The 3,744-nt window shown below is 64.6% G+C and carries 5 protein-coding genes and 1 pseudogene; 5 read left to right on the plus strand and 1 reads right to left on the minus strand.

Features of this window, described 5'->3' with window-relative positions; genetic code table 11:
- From IC66_RS0102990 to IC66_RS0103010, 5 genes are all read left to right on the plus strand, one after another.
- A partial coding sequence (locus IC66_RS0102990; protein WP_038946618.1) for a VOC family protein occupies positions 1–251 on the plus strand: 251 nt, incomplete at its 5' end.
- Positions 252–289: 38 nt separating this feature from the next.
- Positions 290–955 (plus strand): hypothetical protein, encoded by a 666-nt coding sequence (locus tag IC66_RS0102995; protein ID WP_038946619.1) that lies wholly within the window; start codon positions 290–292, stop codon positions 953–955.
- Positions 956–1,188: 233 nt separating this feature from the next.
- Positions 1,189–1,725 carry a helix-turn-helix domain-containing protein gene (locus tag IC66_RS0103000; protein ID WP_038946620.1) on the plus strand — a complete coding sequence of 179 codons (537 nt, stop codon included), beginning with the start codon at positions 1,189–1,191 and terminating at the stop codon, positions 1,723–1,725.
- Positions 1,726–2,005: 280 nt separating this feature from the next.
- The gene (locus IC66_RS0103005; protein WP_028144876.1) at positions 2,006–2,287 is read left to right on the plus strand and encodes a hypothetical protein; all 282 of its coding nucleotides are present in this window, start codon (positions 2,006–2,008) and stop codon (positions 2,285–2,287) included.
- A gap of 350 nt (positions 2,288–2,637) precedes the next feature.
- Complete coding sequence (locus IC66_RS0103010; protein ID WP_038946621.1) at positions 2,638–3,144, plus strand: hypothetical protein; 507 nt, start codon at positions 2,638–2,640, stop codon at positions 3,142–3,144.
- A gap of 157 nt (positions 3,145–3,301) precedes the next feature.
- Here IC66_RS0103010 and IC66_RS0103015 read toward each other — a convergent pair.
- A pseudogene (locus IC66_RS0103015) lies at positions 3,302–3,744 on the minus strand (hypothetical protein); the annotation flags it as partial.

Below are 3,744 nucleotides of genomic sequence, written 5' to 3' on the forward strand. Positions count from 1 at the left end.
CCGGCACGTTAGGTGCCGGCGCAGACCGCCGCCGCTACGAGCGGCACTGGACGCCCGTGCACATCGACGTCGTCGTCGACGATGTCGACGCCGCAGTCGCGCGTGCGCTCAGTGCCGGCGCGATCCTGGAGGCGCCCGCGCGCGATGCGCCGTATGGGCGGATCGCGATGCTGGCCGATCCGTTCGGGAACGGGTTCTGTCTGCTGGCGTTCAGCGAGAAGGGGTATGATGCGCTGGCTGGAAGTTCGTAGTTCGTAGCCCGGATTAGCGAAACCACAATCGGGACGACATGCCGGCAAGACCGAAACGAAAGCTGAAGACTTACCAGACCTCGCTCGGCTTCTACGATCAGGCCATCGCGGCACCTTCGATGAAGGCGGCGCTGGAGGCCTGGGGCGCGAGCTCCAACCTGTTCCATCAGGGCGCCGCGAAGGAGACTGAGGATCGCGATATCGTCGCGGCGACCATGGCGAGGCCCGGTGTCGTGCTCAGGCGCCCGGTCGGCTCGGATGGCCCGTTCACGGAGAGTGCCGCCCTGCCGACGGATCTCGCCGAGGGCGAAGCCAGACCCGGAAGCAAGAGCAAGACAAAGACCGAGCTCAAGAGCAGGCCGGGATCGACGAAGCGTCCCGCCAGGACGGTGCGGAGAGCATCCCCTGAGATCGACGATCAAGCGGCGCGCAAGGCCGCCGCGGCGTTCGCGAGGGAGGAGAAGCGCCGGGAGGCCCAGCGTCGTAAGGAGGAGGCCGCCCGCACCAAGGCGCGCGCCCGCCGCGACAAGGCGGTCGCCATCGCCGAGGCGGCGCTGGCCAAGGCGAGGCGGCAGCACGACGCGCGGGCAGAGGAGATCGACGCCGAGCGGGCCGCGCTCGACGAACGCGCCGAGGCTGAGCAGGCCCGTTGGGACAAGCAAAGAAAGACGCTGGAGCACGCCCTGCGCCGCGCGCGGGAGTGACCGGCGATCCGTGCGCTGCGGACACCTTTCCCAGATAACGCTTGCGCGCCGTCCGGGCTACGCGAACGCCGCCGAGAGCGGCCGCCCGGGAGCAATTCCTTTACCATGGCATCCGGTCACGACTGAACCGCTGGAAGCTTAGGAGTTACGGAGAAATTCCGCGGTATCTTCGCCCCGATTTCGGATGCGTCGGATACGCCATGCGGCGCCGCCGCAAGCTTACGGGAGCTGTCATGAACGATCATCGCGCCGCAGTCAGGCATCACACGTTGCGCACCGGCCTTGTCGAGTTCGACAACGGCACCGGCAGCATCGTCAGCGTGCCCTGCACGATCCGCGATGTCTCCGGCACCGGCGCGCGCGTGGCTCTCAACAGTTCGGCATGGGTGCCGGAGCAGTTTTCGCTGGTTTTCTCGAGCGGTCTGCGCAAGGGCTGCCGGCTCGCCTGGCGCAAGGAGAGGCTGATCGGGGGTGCGTTCGCGCACGGTTATGCGAGCGCGGACGAGCAGGCCGCGATGATGACCGTGGACGAGCAGGCCCGGCACCGGCTCGGCATCGGCGCGCGCGTCAAGGCCGCGCGCGAGATGCGCGGCTACACGCAAGGCCAGCTCGCCGAGCGCCTCAGCGTCACGCCGGCTTTCGTGCAACTGGCCGAGCAGGGCGAAGCGGACATTCCGCTGTACCAGCTGATGCACATCGCCGATTTGCTGATGGTCAGTCTCGACGGACTCGTGGCCGGACCGGTGCCTGAGGAGGTCGACGCGGTGTAGGGCTTCGTAGCCCGCTGAAACGCCGAGCGCGCGCCTCGTCTTTGGAGACGATCATGGAGCCTGTCATCGGGCCGCGCTTTGCGGACCCGGTGGCGGTTTCCTCAGGGTGAGGCTAAGGGGGATCGTGGCCTGCTGAAGCTGTCGCCGCGTACTCCACCCTCATCCTGTCAGGGCCCGCTCAAAGCGGGCGTCTCGAAGGATGGCCGCAGAAAAAGTCGCGCGAAATTTGCTTGCCTTGCCCCGAGTCCTTTTGCACTCTTGCCGCGAAGGAGACCACCGCATGACAAAAATGACCGCCGCCTGCGCGCTCGGGACCGCCCTCGTGCTGAGCAGCCTTGCAACATCAGGTGCTGAGGCCCGAACGCGGAAAGCCGTCGTCGTTCGCGCACCGCAAGAGCGGCTCATCGTCACGGCGCCGGTGCTCAGGCCAACGCCGTGGGATTACAATGTCGTTCCGCGCTATCGGTATCGCCCCGAGGACGACCGCGTCGATCCCTACGGCCCGCCGCTGGTGCCTTCCTATGTTCGCTATGAAGGATGGCGCTGGCCGTATTGGTGGTGAGGCACGATCACATTCTGAGCATGTGATCGGGCGGCGCGGACGCAGGGCTGAATACTCGCTGTTGGCTTGAGACGCCGCCGATGACAGGTTCTGCGCGTGCGGCAGCCCTCGATTCCGCCACGCTCGATGTCTTTGACAGGGCGGGTGCTTGAGAAAACGACATCTCCTCCATCTGGTACGCCGGCAAGTTGAAGTTTGATGGTTCGTCATCTCTGCGTGCAGAGGTGACGATTGGGAGAAAATGGCAAAGTGGAGACTGTCAAGAGTACATCGAGGTAGAACGACACTTATCCCCGTAATAAACCCAATGCTGTTTGGGGTGCTGGGCGCGCGTATTGGGAGGATTGGTCATGGCAAGTGTCGAACAATTGCACAGGCGGGACGGAGTGAACTTGGTCCAACTCGAAGCCGACATCACGTCGATCCGCTCGGGAAGCTCCATTTCTTCAATTAATCTGCCTGATTATGTCGAGCACACCGCGGGCGTGTCGCGCGTCGGTGCGCTCAGTGCAGAGGCGGTCGTTCGCGACTATGAGTCCGCTGCAAAAGAGATCGAGGCCATGGGCACCGAGTTGATCGACGCGGCGCAAAAATGCGAGGCGCTGACGGCCCAGGTTCATGATGCGATCGCCTTCATGCGAGAAACGGCAGCGGGGTATCGTGAAGAGGGACGGAAGATCTTCAAGCGCATCGAAGAATGCGCGCTGTTCACCGAAGACGTGCGCAAGACCTGCGAACAGGTCAAACGCAGAATGACTGAAGTCTCGGTTGGCCCGTCTTCCGATGAGGAGCTTGCGGCGCAAGATTCCGAGCTGACGGGGATCGCGGCCCAGGTGACGATGAACGAGATACGGTGAGGCGAACGTAGAGCGTAATAGCTTCGTAGGGTGGGCAAAGGCGCACTTGCGCCGTGCCCACGTCTTCTCCTCGATCAGCCAAGACGTGGGCACGCTTCCGCCTTCGCTCTTCGAGCTACGGCGGACAAGTCGCTTTGCCCACCCTACGGCAGCTCGCTCACCAATCCGGATCGCCGTAATAAGGGTCCATATACGGCGGCATCCAGGGGCCTCGCGGCGGCGGTCTGGGCCGCCGGGGTTCGGCCGCCGGGATGTGCGGCCGGGCACGCGTAGCCGCATCGTTGTTCACACTGCGCACGACGGGCTTCGCGGCTGCAGACGCGGGTGACGCGGTCAGTTGCGTTTGCAGCGCCTGGACCTGCGCAGCGAGGCGCGCATTGTCCGCCGCACCCTTCTCTTGCGCTGTCTTGAGCTGTTGAATGGTGTCGGCCTGCTCGCGGAGGGTCTGCTCGCTACGGCTTTTCAGTTGCTCGAGCTTGCCGTTGATGCTCGCAAGCTCGGTCGTGATCGACTTGAGCGATTGCGCGAGATCGGACGATGACGGGTCGGGCGCTGTGGCAGCAGGCCTTGGAGCGTCAGTCCTTGGAGCGTCAGTCCTTG

The organism is Bradyrhizobium genomosp. III (genome assembly GCF_000261705.1).
Lineage (GTDB): Bacteria > Pseudomonadota > Alphaproteobacteria > Rhizobiales > Xanthobacteraceae > Bradyrhizobium > Bradyrhizobium ottawaense.

What these genes read in the sequence shown, in the direction of transcription:
- IC66_RS0102995 (WP_038946619.1), top strand. Translation starts at nt 290, where the DNA reads ATGCCGGCAAGACCGAAACGAAAGCTGAAGACTTACCAGACCTCGCTC.
- IC66_RS0103000 (WP_038946620.1), top strand. Translation starts at nt 1,189, where the DNA reads ATGAACGATCATCGCGCCGCAGTCAGGCATCACACGTTGCGCACCGGC.
- IC66_RS0103005 (WP_028144876.1), top strand. Translation starts at nt 2,006, where the DNA reads ATGACAAAAATGACCGCCGCCTGCGCGCTCGGGACCGCCCTCGTGCTG.
- IC66_RS0103010 (WP_038946621.1), top strand. Translation starts at nt 2,638, where the DNA reads ATGGCAAGTGTCGAACAATTGCACAGGCGGGACGGAGTGAACTTGGTC.